Below are 16,369 nucleotides of genomic sequence, written 5' to 3' on the forward strand. Positions count from 1 at the left end.
AATATATAGAATTCAATATTTATGTTTTGTCCTTTTTTACTGTTTAAAAAGAGTATTTTAACAAAACATTAAGACGTAGTTTAATTAGTTGGTTGTTATTCAGCTTTTAACGGTTTTAAAACATTCTAAATTGTATTTTTACAACAAAACTTTAACTAAATTTGTTATATTTGAAACAAATTGAAGTAAAAAAGTTATATTAATAATTATTTTAATCTGCTATAAATGAAATTTGGAATTATAAAAGAAAGAAAAAATCCACCGGATCGACGTGTTGTATTTTCACCAAATGAACTTGCAAAGCTAAAACAAACGTATGATGATGCTGTTGTTGAGGTAGAAAGTTCTGATATTAGGATTTTTTCTGATGTTCAATATAAAAGTATGGGAATCACTGTGACTGATGATGTTTCGGGCTCTGATGTTTTATTTGGAGTAAAGGAAGTTCCTGTAGATAGTTTGATTCCGAATAAAGCCTATTTCTTTTTTTCTCATACGATAAAAAAACAGCCTTATAACCAGAAATTGTTGAAATCAATTTTAGAAAAAAATATCGATTTGTATGATCATGAAACTATTGTTGATGATCAAAACCGTCGTTTAATTGGTTTTGGAAAATACGCCGGAATGGTTGGTGTTTATAACGGAATCCGTGCTTTTGGTATAAAATTCGAATTGTTTAAATTACCAAAAGCTGAAACTCTTGCCGGAAAAGATGCCTTAATAGCACATTTGAAACGTCTTAATTTACCAGCATTAAAATTTGTTATTACCGGAACCGGAAAGGTGGGGAGTGGTGCCAAAGAAATTCTTGATGCTATAAAAGTAAAAGAAATTACGGTTGAAAATTACTTAAGCAAAAATTATGCACAGCCTGTGTATGTTCAGTTGGATGTTTTAGAATACAATAAAAGAATAGATGGTCTTGAAAAGGATTTTAATGATTTCGTAGCGCATCCTGATGAATATGTTTCTGATTTTGAAAAGTTTACTAAAGTTACGGATATTTATTTTGCAGGACATTTTTATGCCACCGGAGCTCCAATGATTTTATCGAGAGAGATGCTGAATGCGAGTGATTGTAAACTAAAAGTTGTCGCTGATATTTCTTGTGATGTTAATGGTCCAATCGCATGTACATTGCGTTCTTCGACAATTGAAGAACCTATTTACGGCTATTTTCCTTTAGAAGATAAAGAGGTTGAGGTTTTTCACCCGGCAGCAGTCGTGGTAATGGCAGTAGATAATTTGCCATGCGAAATCCCTAAAGATGCCAGCGAAGGCTTTGGAGAGCAATTTATGGAACATGTAATTCCTGCTTTCTTTAACGGAGATAAAGACGGAATTCTGCAACGCGCTAAAATAACCGAAAATGGTAAGTTAACCGAGAGGTTTAGCTATTTGCAAGATTACGTTGACGGGAAATAAAAAAGTTTTCAGTCTCAGTTTTCAGTTTTCAGTTTTGAGAGTGGGTAAACTTTGTCAAAGTTGTAGATAATGATATAACTAACAAAAAAAGGCAGAAAACTTTAGTTTTCTGCCTTTTTTATAGGCGACTGCGACTGCGACTGTTTTTTTTACACCATTTCCTCTGGTTTCACCCAGGCGTCAAAGTCTTCGGGAGTTACATAGCCTAAACGAACTGCTTCGTCTTTAAGAGTAGTTCCGTTTTTGTGTGCGGTTTGGGCAATTTCGGCTGCTTTGTAGTATCCTATTTTGGTGTTTAAAGCGGTAACCAGCATTAATGAATTATCTACTAATTCTTTGATTCGTTTGTAATTCGGTTCGATTCCCTGTGCGCAATGTTCGTCGAATGAAACGCAGGCATCGCCTAATAATCTTGCCGATTGAAGGAAATTGGCAGCCATAACAGGTTTAAAAACATTCAGTTCATAATGTCCCTGCATTCCGCCAACGGCAATTGCCATGTCGTTTCCTATCACTTGTGCGCAAACCATTGTTAAGGCTTCGCATTGTGTTGGATTTACTTTTCCGGGCATGATTGATGATCCTGGTTCGTTTTCTGGAATATGAATTTCACCAATTCCGGAACGTGGTCCTGAGGCCAACATTCTAATATCGTTTGCTATTTTGTTTAATGAAACAGCCAGTTGTTTTAAGGCTCCATGTGTTTCAACAATTGCATCGTGTGCTGCCAGAGCTTCAAACTTATTCTCGGCAGTTACGAAAGGTAGGTTGGTGAATTTTGCAATATACTCAGCTACTTTTACGTCGTAACCTTTTGGTGTATTTAGGCCGGTTCCTACTGCGGTTCCTCCAAGAGCGATTTCTGATAAATGGGATAATGTATTTTTAAGTGCTTTTAATCCGAAAGATAGTTGCGCGGCATATCCTGAAATTTCCTGTCCTAGAGTTAGTGGAGTTGCATCCATAAGATGGGTACGTCCAATTTTTACCACGTCTTTGAACTCGGCTGCTTTTGCTGCTAAAGTGGCGTGTAGTTTTTCGACCCCGGGAATAGTAGTTTCGATGACCATTTTGTATGCTGCAATGTGCATGGCAGTAGGGAAGGTGTCGTTTGATGATTGTGATTTGTTGACATCATCATTGGCTTTGATAAACGGTTCGCCTTCGCCAATATTGAATCCTTTTAATACTTGTGCGCGATTGGCAACCACTTCGTTGACATTCATGTTGCTTTGTGTTCCTGAACCGGTTTGCCAAATTACCAATGGAAACTCATCTTTAAGTTGTCCGGCAAGGATTTCGTCGCAAACGGCTGCTATAGCATCACGTTTTTCGGCAGGTAAAACCCCTAAGTCGGCATTGGCGTATGCGGCGGCTTTTTTTAGGTAAGCGAATCCTTCGATAATTTCTTGTGGCATTGAGGCCGAAGCGCCAATTTTGAAATTGTTACGGGAACGTTCTGTTTGTGCTCCCCAATATTTATCGGCAGGGACCTGTACTTCGCCCATGGTGTCTTTTTCTATTCTGTATTTCATGTTGTTTTTTGTAAAATGTTATATGTAAAATGTTATATGTGTAATCGGTAAAGAATTTTGGTAAATAAGACGCGGATGAAACGGATTTACTTCGTAAAAACGCGGATTAAAACCGATTTTTTACTTTTATGATTGAAATTTCTTTTGAAAATGAGTACCTAACCCCGATAGTAGTGGAAATCCTTTTATGTTTTTTCTTTAAAAACATAAAAGATTGTAACGGATAGCGGGAAACGGCTCCTGAAAATACTCATGTTCTTATAGTTTAGCTAGTTAAATAATAATAGAAAAAAAACCTTATTTAAAATGAGTTTAAATATACGGATTATTGTGATTTTATGAAAATTGATTTGGATTTTATTGCTAAGGAAAAATATAAAACATACATTTGTCCTTACATTCAAAAATTCCGGAAAACATGTTTGAATTTTCACAGTACTTAGGCTTTTTACTTTTCTTGACCATACTAACTATAGGGTTTTGGTTGATGTTTTTCTTAGTTGGTTTCGTATCTTATTGGGTTACGGGAGCAAGCTGGGAACTTATCAAAGAGAAAAGAGCAAAGAAAAAAGCAGAACAAGCAATTTAATTTTAAGTTGACTTCATAAAAAAAGGACCCGTTTTTGCGAGTCCTTTTTTTTTATGGAAATAAAATAAAATTCCAAAACTGAAAAAAAATAAAAAATAAGTTTCAAGTTCCAATTTGATTGAAACTATTTAAATCGGGTGGGTTTAAAAAAAAACTGTAGGATTCCTTTGTAAATCAAAAAATCCAAATTCCAACTTTTAAATTGGAATTTGGATTTTAAATTTTGGAATTTCAAGAAATATTATCCCGGAAATTCTCCTCCGCCGTCACCGCCACCATCATTTTTAGGGGCTCCGTTCTTTTCTCTTTCGTTTTTAGGTTTGTTGAAACGATACGTAAAAGATAAGTTGAATTGACGTTTACGGAATTGCATTTCGCCATATGATGTCTGGCTCTCAAGCGTGGTGTCGTTTTGAAGGTAAGTATACGACCTCATGATTCTTGAGTTGAAAATATCACTAATATTGAATGCGATTGTAGCTTTGTCTTTTAAGACATCTTTACTAAAAGCGGTGTTCATGGCAAATTGTCCCAGGTTTTTACCCTGAGCCGTTTTTTGCTCGCCATTGTATACCCCGCTTAATTGCCAGTCGATTTTGTATGGTAAAGTTAGCTTAGAGTTGATTCTTGCAAACCAGGTTGTGGCTTGATTATCCAGATCTTGTACAACTACATTTCCTTTGTTATCTGTGTAGGTATTGTTTCCGGTAGTTTTTACGTTGTAAATGTTGAAGTTACTGTTGATTCTCCATTTTTTTAATGGCGTATAATTCAGTGTAAATTCAAAACCAAATTTTTGCTCTCTTCCTAAGTTAATAGGGCGGCTTAAAATGACCGGAATTCCATCTTCAACCGGGTTCTCAGGTGTAGGAGTTACCACATTACCCTCAGAATCTACAACACTACCTGTAGGGGTTCTTACGAAACTGAAAACATCTTTTGTGTTTTCGAAATATGCTGAGGTATTAAAAGTTACTTTGTCCCAACGTTTAATATACCCAATATCGTATTTATCAGTTAAAGAAGGATCTAAATCCGGATTTCCCTGAAAGATATTTACGTTACTGGAGTAATTTGTTGCAGGGTTCATGAAACGTCCTCTAGGTCTTGATAAACGTTTACTGTAACTTGCTGAGAAGCTGCTCTGCTCTGAAATTTCGTAACTAATAAAAGCACTAGGAAATAAGTTGTTGTATTTCTTAGTATTGAAGTCGCTATTATCTAATAAGTTCACCTGAATATTGGTGTCTTCCCAACGCAAACCAAATAAATAAGAGAATTTGTTTACTTTGAAACCATACTGCGTATAAATAGCGTTGATGTTTTCTTTGTATTCTAAAGTGTTTGATAATTTATCATCTTTAACACCTTGATTATCTGTTATTAAATATTCGTTGTTCAGATCTCCAAAACTACCTTTATATCCAGCTTCGAACTGACTTCCTTCACCTAATGGCAAAACATAATCAGCCTGAACTTGTACTTGTTTTTGAACCTGATCGTTTAAAGTGTTATTGAAATTTGGTGATGCTGTAATAAGACTGTTACTGTCATCTGTATTTCTTGAAATCGATAAATCGGCAGTAAGTTTGTGTCCTTTATCGTTGAAGTTTTTGATTAAATTTGAAGTATACTCTACATTCTCACTATCGGTATCTCCGTTGTTTAATCTAAAGGATGTTCCGGTAAATGTATGCGCAGCATCAAAATTATTGTAGTTAATTAAATCTCTGGTATCGCCTGTGCTTTTTTGGTAATTAATGGCGTTTGTCCAAAAAGTATTAGGAGCAACAGTCCATTCTATACCGGCTCTTCCATTGAATCCTTCGTTTGTTCTTTTGGTATCACGATCTTCATCCAGGTAGCCTTTGGTCGATTTGTCGGCTTTAAAATACTCTGTATTGGTTAATCCTCCACCTTCATTGGTTCTGTAGTTGTATCCTGCAGTAGTAAAATAGTTTACTTTTTCTGTTTTATAATTCAGGTTAGCACTTGCACCGTAAGTTTCAGGAATACCTGTAGAGGCAATAAAAGTTCCGTTTATCCCTTGGTTTTTTCCTTTTTTAAGGATAATGTTGATTAATCCAGATCCTCCTTCTGCATCATAACGCGCAGATGGGTTGGTGATAACTTCGACTTTATCAATAGCATCGGCAGGAAGCTGACGTAAAGCTTCAGCAACATTAATTGCGTTTGAAGGTCTTCCGTCGATTAAAATCCTGATATTATCACTTCCTCTTAAACTTACATTTCCTTCGGTATCAACAGAAACAGAAGGTACGTTGTCCAGAACGTCACTTACAGTTCCGCCTTTTACCATCATATCCTGACCAACATTGTATACTTTTTTGTCCAGTTTTATTTCTACTGTCGATTTTTCGGCGCGCACTACAACTTCATTTAGTTGTGCTGCATCTTCTGATAGATTTACAACGCCTAAATTGGTGTCGCCCTGTATCGTTCTTCCTTTTATTTCTGTTGCTTTAAACGAAATAAATTCAACTTTTATATCATAAGTTCCAGGAGCAACCGCTACATCAAATTCCCCTTTAGGATTTGTGATTCCCCCAGCAATAACTTTAGTATCATTTGGCGCTGTGATCGAAATAGTGGCGTATTCAAGAGGCTGTTTACTTATTTTTTCGAAAACTTTTCCTGTAACTTTCACTTTGTTGTTGGCTGGTGGTCCTTGTTGGGCATAATTGTAAAAACTTGTAAATAGCAATACAAGTAATACAGCAAAATTGATTTTTTTCATTTTATTTCTGGTTTCTTTTTCTTTTAGACCGCAAATGTACCTTTTGGTTTAAAGAGAGAAATCACAAAAAAATGTTAATGCTATTCTTTATAATCAATCTAAAAAAGAAGCTACCTTGTCTAGATCTCTTCCAATAATTGCTTTTCCGTTTTTTATAACAATTGGGCGTTCTATTAAGATAGGATTATCGGTCATGGACTGAATAATCTGATCATTGGTTAATTCTTTTCCTTTATAATTTTCGATCCATATTTTTTCTTTAATTCGAACCAGTTCAATGGGTTGAAGGTTTAGTTTTTTAAGCAGTGCTTTTAGTTCATCAAAAGACGGAGTTTGGGTCAGGTATGGAATAACTTCATATTCCTGATTGGTTTGTTCGATAAAAGCCAGACAGTTTCTTGATTTTCCGCAACGTGGATTATGGTAAATTTGTATCATTTTGTTATATTTAAGGTGTGTTAAGGGAATTAAATTAAAAATTCGGTATTTTAGCAAGACCAAAAGTAAGATTTAGTTGTTAAATCGAATTCTCATTTTTAAATTATTATAAATATGTTTTTAGAACAAGGAATTAAATCTCAGAATAAATTTTGGTTATATCTTATTGGCTCAGTTTTAATTATTATCGCTTCGTTTGTAGGTCAGATTCCTTTTTCGGTTGCGGTGTTGTATAAAACGTTAACTGGGAAAAAAGTAATTCCGACAGATAATGCGGCTGTTATGAAAATATTCGAACCTAATCTTACCTTGTTTTTGGTTATGATTTCGTTTGCTTTTGCATTTGTTGGCATTTATTATGTGGTAAAATATTTGCATCATCAAACGCTTTTGTCGGTTACAACATCAAGAAAAAAGGTCGATTGGAAACGTGTTTTTTTCTCCTTCTTTTTATGGTCATTTTTTACCATACTAAGTTTTGTGGTGGTGTATTTAAGATCTCCCGAGAATTTTATATGGAATTTTAAATTGGTTCCTTTTTTGATTTTAGTTACCTTAGGGGCAATTTTAATCCCGATTCAAACCAGTACCGAAGAATATGTTTTTAGAGGATATTTGATGCAGGGATTTGCGAATCTGGCCCTTAATAGATGGTTTCCGTTAATGATGACTTCTCTTATATTTGGACTGATGCATATTTTTAATCCCGAAGTGGCCAAAATGGGTTACGTTATTATGGTTTATTACATAGGAACCGGTTTATTTTTGGGTATTATTACACTTATGGATGAGGGAATCGAACTGGCTCTTGGTTTCCATGCTGCCAATAATCTAATTGGTGCTTTATTGGTGACTTCGGATTGGTCTGTTTTTCAAACCCATTCTCTTTTTAAAGATTTATCAGAACCATCTGCGGGGCTGGATGTTATATTACCGGTTGTTGTCATATATCCTATTTTGCTTTTTATTTTTAGTAAAAAATACAATTGGAAGAACTGGAAAGAAAAATTAACGGGTAAAATAAATGCTGTAGAAATTTCAAATTAATAAATATCATGTCAAAATTAACACACAAAAATGTGCACAACTATTTTAAGATAAATAGTTTTCATTTAAACGCTGACGAGTTGCGTCGTGTTGCTTATGATTATATAAAGGAAGGTGACGGCAATGAAGTCGCGATAGGGGAATTTTTGCTCGATTGGTTCGATGATAAGGATTATATCGAGATGAAAACTTCCGGAACCACGGGGCTTCCAAAATTAGTGCGATTAGAGAAACAAGCCATGATTCAGTCTGCTTTAGGGACTGGAGACTTTTTCGAATTAGAGCCAGGAAATACAGCATTACTTTGTTTGCCTGTGCAATTTATAGCCGGCAAAATGATGTTGGTACGTGCTATTATTTTAGGGCTTGAACTGGATGTTGTAGCGCCAAGCACGCAGCCATTGGCTCTTAATACAAAAGTATATGATTTTGTAGCTATGGTGCCTTTGCAGGTTCAGAATTCGATCGATGCTTTGAAAAATGTGAAAAAACTAATTGTAGGTGGGGCTAAAATGGATTCTGCTCTTGAAGAGAAAGTTTTACCACTGATAAAAACTGAAGTCTATGAGACTTATGGTATGACAGAAACCATTACTCATATCGCTGCGAGAAAAGTGGGAGAGAATGTTTTTACTGTTTTGCCAAATGCAAAAATTAGCCAGGATGATCGGGGATGCCTGGTGATTTCTGTTGATGCTATTTCTGATGAACCGATCGTTACCAACGATTTAGTTGAATTGATAAGAGAGAATCAATTTATCTTTCTGGGAAGAATCGATAATGTTATAAATAGTGGAGGAGTGAAGCTTATTCCTGAACAGATAGAGGCAAAACTGATCGGTAAAATAAATACCAGATTCTTTGTAACGGGTGTTCCGGATACTTCGTTGGGAGAAAAATTAATTTTGGTTATCGAAGGCGAGAAACAGGAGTTTGCGCCGGAGTTTTTTGATGTTTTAGGAAAATATGAAAAACCAAAAGAGATTGTTTTTGTGCCGAAGTTTAAAGAAAACGAAAACGGGAAATTATTGCGTAAACCGAGCTTGGTTTAAATAAAATTCCAATATTTTAAATTCCAAATTCCAATTTTTAGGATTGGGATTTGGAATTTTTTATTTATTCAGGGATTGAATTTGTTTTAAGTAAGTCTAGTTTTATGTAATTGTATTACAAAGTAAGAAAATTTAGTTATATTTATAAGATATTAACTTTAAAACCTAATAATTATGAAACTTATTTTGAATTTTCCAAGTGTTCAGGTGCTAAGTAAGAATGAACTAAAACAAATTAAAGGTGGTGATTATATTTATTACTTAAATGGTTATCAAATGCGCTGCTCAAAACCATTAACGCAAACTCCTACCTGCCAAAATATACCAACATATTGTTTGATTTCGCCAGATATGTGTCCTGTAGATTTATCCTAGTATAAAACAAAGCCTTTAGATTTAATTCTCTAAAGGCTTCTTTTTGTTTTAATGATTATTATTTCCAGAAGATAAGGCTCTGTTAGGAGTTAAATGTTGGTAGAAAAACAGGAGCAGACAAAAAAAATATCCCGCAGGGATTATACATCTATTAATTAAATAGGAATAAAATAAAAAAATCCAAATTCCAATCTTAAAGTTGGAATTTGGAATTTTAAAAAAAGTTGGAATTTATTTTTATTCAGCAGCTACTGCATTTTTTCTTTCTAACAACGCCATATAAAATCCGTCGAAACCAGACTCAGAAGCCAAAATTTTACGATCTTTTATGAAGGTAAATTGTTTTCCAATTTCAGTTTTTAAGAATTTCTCTACTTGCTCCTGATTTTCTGATGGTAAAACAGAACAAGTTGCGTATACTAATTTTCCGCCTGGTTTTACAATTTTAGAATAGCTTTCTAAAACCTCTGCCTGTACTTTACGAATGTTGTCAATAAACTCAGGTTGTAATTTCCATTTGGCATCAGGGTTTCTTTTAAGAACTCCTAAACCGCTACAAGGCGCATCAATTAAAACACGATCTGCTTTTTCGTGTAATTTTTTAATCACTTTTGTAGTGTCGATGATTCTGTATTCGATATTAAAAGCGCCATTTCTTTTGGCTCTTAATTTTAATTGCTTCAGTTTACTTTCGTACAAATCCATTGCAATCAATTGTCCTTTGTTTTCCATCAAAGAAGCGATGTGCAACGTTTTTCCTCCAGCTCCGGCGCAAGTATCTACAACACGCATTCCTGGTTTTACATCAAGAAAACCGGCAACCAATTGTGAGTTAGCATCCTGAACCTCAAAAAGTCCTTGTTTAAAAGCGTCTGTCAAAAATACGTTTGCTCTTTCTTTTAAAACCAAAGCTTCAGGCTGATCTTTTAAATATTCTGTTTCAATATTTAAATCCATCAACGTGTTTCTCAGGCTTTCTTTGGTTCCTTTAAGTGTATTAGTTCTTAAAATAACTTTAGCTGGTTGGTTTTGTGCTGCAATTTCTGTAGCCCAAACTTTTTCGCCAAGTTCTTTTACACCCAATTCGTCCATCCAGTCCGGAATAGATTCTTTTAAGGCTCTAATTTTAGAAAGTTCGTCAAAACGTCCTTTTATTTTTCTTTCAGGAGTTCCTTCCAGTTGTTTCCAATCCGGAATTGGGTATCCTCTTAAAACGGCCCAAACTGCGAACATTCTCCATAAATTCTCTCTGTCGAATGGTTCTTTTACTTCGGCAATTTCTGAGTATAATCGTTTCCAACGAACAATTTCGTATATCGTTTCAGCAACAAACTTCCTGTCAGAACTTCCCCAACGTTTGTCTTTTTTTAATGCTCTTGCTACCACTTTGTCTGCATATTCTCCTTCATTGAAAATTGCATTTAAAGAATCGATGGTAGTATAAACTAAATTTCTGTGTAATCTCATTTTAATTATTTGAGTTGCAAAGGTACTATTAATTGATTGAAAGTTAAATTTTTAATTTTGATTGTTGATTTAACTTCTTTTAAAAAGAAAAAAAAACACCCTAATAAAGTTTAAAAGAGTGTTTTTTGAATGTATTTTTTGAATTGATTTATTTGATAATTCGGGTCAGTCCGATGTTTTCTGGAGCGTGAAGCACCATTGGGAATTTCTCTATTTTTACCGAACTACTATCTAAACCAAAAGCTCTTTCTTCGGACAAACTCAGTTTCTTGATAAAGAAATAAGAGTTCATGATGATATTTTCGTGCCATCTTAAATCGTTGTCATTCGATAAAAACTTCTCAGACAATACAAATTTAAAGTCCCCAATAATATTGTTTTTGTTTAATGATTCGTAACGGCTGGTAATATCAACTTCGCCACGTTTTACCATATCACGAATTACTTCTCTAAACATTAAATTGATTTTGGTAGGCTCTCTAAATCCTAAATTAAAATCGATTCTGTAAATATCGTCTTTCGCAATCTCGGTAACTTTATATTGAGTTTTGTAAGGTTCCGTTAAGATGTTTACGTGAACAAACCAGTAAATATCAGCTCTTTTTGGACGCTTTTGCAATATTGAGTAAATTACCTTTTCTTCAAGTTCATCTACACGATTCGCATTGGTCATATAAACCAAATGTGTGGCGTACTTAGGAATAGATAAGTCTTCGCTCAATTCCATTAATACCTTTTTATAATCGTCAATTTTGATGATTTTGGTGTAGTTTTTATTAATTTTCTTAGCCAGATACCAGATCGTCATTATAGAGATTAAAACAGATGCGATGATTAGTGTTACGTAACCACCATCGGCAAATTTGGTAATATTGGCAATCAGGAAACTGAATTCAATTAATAAATAAATGGTAATAAGCGGCACCATGAAATATAATTTTACACGTTTCATGATTAAGTAATAGTTCAGCAGGATAGTGGTCATGATCATACATAGTACGATTGCTAAACCGTAAGCATGCTCCATATTACTTGATTTTTCGAAATGTAAAACGATTCCAACACAACCAAAAAACAATAACCAGTTAATAGACGGAATGTACAATTGTCCTTTTACTTCTGTAGGATATTTGATTTTTACCTTAGGCCAGAAATTCAGACGCATTGCTTCGTTGATCAGTGTAAATGAACCACTAATAAGGGCTTGAGAAGCAATAACCGCTGCTAAAGTTGCTACAACAATTCCGAATGGTAAAAACCAATGGGGCATAATAAGATAGAACGGATTCCCGTTTTCTCCTCCTAATTGTTGTAATGTACTTCCTTCATGATGCGTTAAATACGCTGCCTGACCAAAATAGTTTAGTACTAAAGTCAGTTTTACAAAGATCCAGCTAATTCTGATGTTTTTTCTACCGCAGTGTCCCATATCTGAGTACAAAGCTTCGGCTCCTGTTGTACATAAAAATACTAATCCAAGAACAAAAAATCCTTCAGGGTGAATTTGCAATAAATGATAAGCATAATAAGGATTGATCGCTTTTATAACTTCAGGATGTTCCAAAATTTGAATAAATCCTAATGTTCCAAGCATGGCAAACCAAATTAACATCATTGGTGCAAAAAACTTCCCAACAAGCTTGGTTCCAAATTGTTGTATGGTAAATAAGATGAATAGAATTCCAATTACAATGTAGACTATTGTCTCGGTTTCCATCGTAGGATAAAACGCTCTGATTCCTTCTACTGCTGATGATATCGAAATAGGCGGAGTTATAATTCCATCGGCAAGCAAGGCACTTCCTCCAATTATGGCGGGCACAATGAGCCATTGAATTTTTGTTTTCTTGACTAAAGCATACAATGCAAAAATACCGCCCTCGCCATGATTATCAGCGCTTAAGGTAATAAGTACATATTTTATGGTAGTTTGTAAAGTCAAAGTCCAAAAAACACATGAGATACCTCCTAATACAATATCCGCGTTTATGATATGTTCGCCAAGTATGGCTTTCATTACATATAAAGGAGAAGTACCGATATCTCCATAAATAATCCCTAATGTGATCAATAAACCCCCTATAGACAACTTACTATGTAAGTTTTTATGCGATGCGCTCATGTATGTTTTTATAAAAGACGGTTGCAAATTTACTGTTTTAAAACAAATTAGCATCAATTATAATTAAAAAGATAAAAAAAAGCACAATCGTTAAATTGTGCTTTAGTTTTTTATTTAGAAATGCGAATTTAATATTAACCTCTTCTTCCGCCGTAGCTTCTTGAACCAGTGCTGCTTTCCCTTTGTGGCTGGCTGCTTCTTGATTCCTGGCTCGCTCTTGGAGCTTCAGAACGTTGTGTGTTTTGAACTCTTGGTGCACTTGATCTGCTTTCTGAACTTCCTCTGTTTTCTGAGTAGTTTCTCGTTGGTTCTGCTCTCTGCGGAGAGGGAGTTTCTGTTCTCTGAGTATAAGTTCCTCTATTATTTGTATTTCTAGGTGTACTTTCTCTTGAAACATTCGAATTGTTCTGACTGTAATCTCTTCTGTTTTCGGTTCTGTTAGTTGTATTTTCAACTCTTACCGGATTGTTATTATTATTATTATTTACCATAGCCGAATTATTTCTATTTACAGGAGTTGAACGGTTTGTATTATAAGTTCTATCCGTATTAGTTCTGTTTTCAGCATAGTTTCTGTTTGTAGTTCTATTGTCTGTTGGAGATACTCTATTGGTATTAGATCTATTACTATTGTAAGTATTTTGATTTCTGTTAGATTCTCTGCTTGCAATACGTCTTTGATCTAAATCGTATCTGTTGGTTACATTAGAATGTCTTTGAGCAAAGCTATAGTTTGGACGTCTTGTTTCATAACCGTAAGTACGTCTTGATTCGTATAAAACCGGAGCTCTGTAACTTCTTCTTGTAGTTACATAATTGTAATGATTGTTTATATTGATATAAACTCCAATATTGTTTCTGTATCTGTAAATTGGATAAGGGCTCCATGCAGCATAGTAGGTTGGATAATAATTCCATCCCCAGGTGGAGTAATATGGTCTGTAATTATTTACCCAAAATGAAGTATATATTACTGGTGCAACACTGTAAACCGGCTCATAAATATAATTATCTCCGTATAAATAAGTATTACCTACTACCTGTACGCTTACTTTATTGTAATTATCTCTTTCTACATCGATTGTTGCAATATCTTGGTAAACATCACGATCAAGAACTGCCTGAATAATTACAACATGAGTTCTATCTTCTACAGATTCTATCACACGTAAATAATCTACCTGATCATCGCCATTTAAGTCAAGATTCGAGATTTGGTATTTGGGATCATTCAAACGTCTTTCGAAATCCTGAAGATTGGCTGATTCTCCAAAGATAGAAGCTACTGCTCTTAAGTCTAAGTTATCGCTTATATCTGAATTTTTTGCATATACAGTAGTTTGGCTTTGTGCTGAACAAGAACCAAAAACTAAAGCTGCAAACGCTATTAAAAGTAAATTAGTTTTCATGATAAAATCATATTAAAGATTAATATTCAGAGATATCCAATTACTGTGCCAGAAAAAAACAAGTAACTTATTTTATATGTTATAAATAATTGTATTTTAGCAATAAAAAAAACTGATTTATATGAGAAAAGTAATATTTTTTTTCGGTGCTTTAACTTTGTTAATGTCCTTTAAAGCGCTGAATCATAATGATGAAAGATCATTTTATAGTGGTTTTACTTCAATACAAATAGATACTTTGTTTCAGGATAAAATTAGTATTAGAGCGATCTCAATCGACAAGAATAAAATTTGGTACGGAGCTGATAATTCCCGATTTGGCTATTATGATTTAGATAAAAAAGAGAAGTTTGAAGATCGTATTTATCGTGATACTTTAAATCTGGAATTTAGGAGTATTGCTCAAAATTCTCAAAGCGTATTTTTACTAAGCGTAGGAAATCCTGCACTGCTTTATCAGGTTTCGAAAAAAACACAAAAAGTTAAGTTAGTTTATAAAGAAGTAAATCCAAAGGTGTTTTACGACAGTATGCAATTTTGGAATGATAAGGAAGGAATCGCAATTGGAGATCCCACAGAAGATACTTTTTCGATAATTGTAACACGTGATGGGGGAGAAACCTGGACAAAAATATTATCGGATAAATTGCCTACGAATGCCGAGGGCGAAGCCGCTTTCGCTGCTAGTAATTCGAATATTGTAATAAAAGGAAATGATACATGGCTGGTTTCAGGAGGAAAAAAAGCCCGTGTATTCTATTCTCCGGATAAAGCTAAAACATGGAAAGTAATTGAAACTCCTATTGTTCAGGGAAAAACAATGACCGGTATTTTTACAGCTGATTTTTACGATGCCAAACACGGATTTATTGCCGGTGGTGATTATGAGCTTCCCAACAAAAAATCAGATAACAAAGCGTTTACTACAGATGGTGGAAATACCTGGAAATTAATAGGTCAGGAAATGGGGTTTGGATATGCATCTTGTGTGCAATACGTTCCAGGCGGAAATGGTAAAGAAATTATTTGTGTAGGTTCTGAAGGGATTCAATACTCTCAGAACGGAGGCGAAAACTGGACACAATTATCTACAGATTCAAAACTTTTTACGATTCGTTTTGTAAATAGAAATACTGCAATTGCAGCAGGTCATAATAAAGTAATCCGAATTCGCTTTAAATAACAAGAACCCTAAATAATAAAGTAAGTATTATTATATAGGGTTCCTGTCGCTGTTGTTCTTTTGTCGGCTTTTATTTATTGCCGGCTTTATCGCGATATTGTTTTAATAATTTTCGATTAAAATCATCTTCAGACTTTTTAAGCTTTAATATTTTCTTTGCCGAAAGTATCTTTTTTAAATTGGTATAGTATTTATCACGTAAAAGGTACAATTCCTTATCTGTGCTCTCTATTTGCGATAAAAGAACAGCAGCTTCTTTTTCTGACATCGAACTAATGTTGTCGTCGTCTAATTTGCGCAAATAGGTTTTCATTTTTTCGTGACGCAATTCAAATTGTTTATCATCGAACGCATTGTAAACTGGCCAGAATTTCTCTGCTTCTGTTGACGTAAGTTCAAGTTCGGTAGTTAAAAAAGAAACTTTATAAGCCTTAATTTTTTCTCGCTTTTCATCTGTTTTATCATTTTGGGCATAAAATGAGAAAGTAGCAAAGAATAGAATTATTGGTAATATATTTTTAATTTTCATCTTTTGATATTTTTATTTATTCTGAAATTAAATTTTCAATATTTGGGTTTGAAGCCAAAATATCTTCGAGTGTTTCCTGTTCAAGGGCAACACCTTTGCCAAGTTTGTCAATATCTTTAGTATCCAGTTCCTTAATCAAATCATACTGATTTAGGTTAGACTGGTATGATAAATAAGTTTCTAAAGTATCTTCGTCAAGTTCTTTAGAAGTGTTGTTGTAATTGTTTATTATAGGAATCATTAATGCAATAACAACTACAGCTGCAGCCAGTAGTGAAATAACTTTTTTGCGCTTGTAAATCGGAATTACTTTTATTTGTTTTTCTTCGTTTACCTGTTGCAAAATTTTTGCCGAAAAATCATCAAAATAATGCTCCGGAGTTTTAAATCCAGATCTTATTTTCGGTTCGTTTTCTAATTTAAATGCTTTCATAATG

The 16,369-nt window shown here is 34.2% G+C and carries 13 protein-coding genes; 5 read left to right on the forward strand and 8 right to left on the reverse strand.

The annotated features are described in order from the left end of the window. Nucleotides 1-225: 225 nt before the first annotated feature. Nucleotides 226-1,428 (forward strand): NAD(P)-dependent oxidoreductase, encoded by a 1,203-nt coding sequence (locus IRZ78_RS06420; RefSeq protein ID WP_194615741.1) that lies wholly within the window; start codon nt 226-228, stop codon nt 1,426-1,428. 149 nt (nt 1,429-1,577) lie between these two features. On the opposite strand, the gene fumC is transcribed toward IRZ78_RS06420, so the two are convergent. After that, nucleotides 1,578-2,963 carry a class II fumarate hydratase gene (fumC, locus tag IRZ78_RS06425; RefSeq protein ID WP_194615742.1) on the reverse strand — a complete coding sequence of 462 codons (1,386 nt, stop codon included), beginning with the start codon at nt 2,961-2,963 and terminating at the stop codon, nt 1,578-1,580. A gap of 418 nt (nt 2,964-3,381) precedes the next feature. On the opposite strand from fumC, the gene IRZ78_RS06430 reads away from it, so the two are divergent. Continuing rightward, nucleotides 3,382-3,552 carry a hypothetical protein gene (locus IRZ78_RS06430; RefSeq protein WP_194615743.1) on the forward strand — a complete coding sequence of 57 codons (171 nt, stop codon included), beginning with the start codon at nt 3,382-3,384 and terminating at the stop codon, nt 3,550-3,552. Nucleotides 3,553-3,793: 241 nt separating this feature from the next. Here the strand turns inward: IRZ78_RS06430 and IRZ78_RS06435 are convergent, their stop codons facing one another. Both IRZ78_RS06435 and arsC read right to left on the reverse strand, forming a co-directional pair. After that, nucleotides 3,794-6,310, reverse strand: coding sequence for an outer membrane beta-barrel family protein (locus IRZ78_RS06435; protein WP_194615744.1), 2,517 nt, complete (start codon nt 6,308-6,310; stop codon nt 3,794-3,796). A gap of 93 nt (nt 6,311-6,403) precedes the next feature. Beyond that, the gene (arsC, locus tag IRZ78_RS06440; protein WP_194615745.1) at nt 6,404-6,748 is read right to left on the reverse strand and encodes an arsenate reductase (glutaredoxin); all 345 of its coding nucleotides are present in this window, start codon (nt 6,746-6,748) and stop codon (nt 6,404-6,406) included. Between the two features lie 114 nt (nt 6,749-6,862). On the opposite strand from arsC, the gene IRZ78_RS06445 reads away from it, so the two are divergent. Together IRZ78_RS06445 and IRZ78_RS06450 are read left to right on the forward strand one after the other, a co-directional pair. Then, on the forward strand, nt 6,863-7,795 hold the full coding sequence (locus tag IRZ78_RS06445; protein WP_194615746.1) for a CPBP family intramembrane glutamic endopeptidase: 933 nt from the start codon (nt 6,863-6,865) through the stop codon (nt 7,793-7,795). 8 nt (nt 7,796-7,803) lie between these two features. Beyond that, a complete protein-coding gene (locus tag IRZ78_RS06450; RefSeq protein ID WP_194615747.1) occupies nt 7,804-8,847 on the forward strand; it encodes an AMP-binding protein in 1,044 nt (347 codons plus the stop codon). Nucleotides 8,848-9,459: 612 nt separating this feature from the next. On the opposite strand, the gene IRZ78_RS06455 is transcribed toward IRZ78_RS06450, so the two are convergent. From IRZ78_RS06455 to IRZ78_RS06465, 3 genes are all read right to left on the reverse strand, one after another. Further along, a complete protein-coding gene (locus IRZ78_RS06455) occupies nt 9,460-10,689 on the reverse strand; it encodes a methyltransferase domain-containing protein (RefSeq protein ID WP_194615748.1) in 1,230 nt (409 codons plus the stop codon). Between the two features lie 148 nt (nt 10,690-10,837). Next, nucleotides 10,838-12,811 carry a KUP/HAK/KT family potassium transporter gene (locus tag IRZ78_RS06460; protein WP_194615749.1) on the reverse strand — a complete coding sequence of 658 codons (1,974 nt, stop codon included), beginning with the start codon at nt 12,809-12,811 and terminating at the stop codon, nt 10,838-10,840. Nucleotides 12,812-12,945: 134 nt separating this feature from the next. Beyond that, nucleotides 12,946-14,220, reverse strand: coding sequence for a hypothetical protein (locus tag IRZ78_RS06465; RefSeq protein ID WP_194615750.1), 1,275 nt, complete (start codon nt 14,218-14,220; stop codon nt 12,946-12,948). Between the two features lie 121 nt (nt 14,221-14,341). Here IRZ78_RS06465 and IRZ78_RS06470 point away from each other — a divergent pair, with 121 nt between their 5' ends. Then, the gene (locus tag IRZ78_RS06470; protein WP_194615751.1) at nt 14,342-15,403 is read left to right on the forward strand and encodes an oxidoreductase; all 1,062 of its coding nucleotides are present in this window, start codon (nt 14,342-14,344) and stop codon (nt 15,401-15,403) included. Between the two features lie 70 nt (nt 15,404-15,473). Here IRZ78_RS06470 and IRZ78_RS06475 read toward each other — a convergent pair whose 3' ends face one another. Together IRZ78_RS06475 and IRZ78_RS06480 are read right to left on the reverse strand one after the other, a co-directional pair. Beyond that, nucleotides 15,474-15,932, reverse strand: coding sequence for a sensor of ECF-type sigma factor (locus IRZ78_RS06475; RefSeq protein WP_194615752.1), 459 nt, complete (start codon nt 15,930-15,932; stop codon nt 15,474-15,476). 16 nt (nt 15,933-15,948) lie between these two features. Then, a complete protein-coding gene (locus IRZ78_RS06480) occupies nt 15,949-16,365 on the reverse strand; it encodes a hypothetical protein (protein ID WP_194615753.1) in 417 nt (138 codons plus the stop codon). Nucleotides 16,366-16,369: the final 4 nt, after the last annotated feature.

The sequence above is a fragment of the Flavobacterium sp. CSZ genome (assembly GCF_015350725.1).
In the GTDB taxonomy this organism is placed as follows: Bacteria; Bacteroidota; Bacteroidia; order Flavobacteriales; family Flavobacteriaceae; genus Flavobacterium.